Origin of the sequence: Mycobacterium sp. UM_Kg1, from assembly GCF_000972925.1 — a bacterium.
GTDB classification, from domain to species: Bacteria; Actinomycetota; Actinomycetes; order Mycobacteriales; family Mycobacteriaceae; genus Mycobacterium; species Mycobacterium hiberniae.
Genome location: NZ_JRMK01000347.1, coordinates 1 through 493, shown reverse-complemented (window position 1 = coordinate 493; position 493 = coordinate 1). Strand labels below are relative to the sequence as shown.

Below are 493 nucleotides of genomic sequence, written 5' to 3'. Positions count from 1 at the left end.
CCCGCCGCTGGGGCCCCGCTCGGATCGCCTACCTGTTGGGCCTGAACATCTCCACAGTGCACCGGGTGCTGACGCGCTACGGCCTGGCCAGGCTCACGTGGCTCGACCGTGCGACCGGGCGTGTCATCCGACGAATGGAATCGGCGCACTGCGGCGATCTGGTCCACGTTGATGTCAAGAAGCTGGGCAAGATCCCCGCCGGTGGCGGCTGGCGCATGCTCGGCCGCACCATCGGTAACCGCAACGCCCAAGCCGATAAGAGCTCAGGGCAGCGCAACAAGTACCGCCATCCACTACGCGGCTACCACTTCTTGCACACCGCGATCGACGCCCACTCCCGATTGGCCTACTCCGAATTACTCGGCGACGAGCGCAAAGACACCGCCGCAGCGTTCTGGCGGCGGGCCAACGCCTGGTTCAACGAATCCGGCGGCTTCACAGTGCGAACGGTCTTGACCGACAACGGGTCCTGCTACCGATCACACGCCTTCAA

General features: G+C 65.1%; 1 protein-coding gene. It reads left to right on the top strand.

The features are described from left to right. A partial coding sequence (locus LI92_RS21480) for an IS481 family transposase (protein WP_046322641.1) occupies nt 1-493 on the top strand: 493 nt, incomplete at both ends.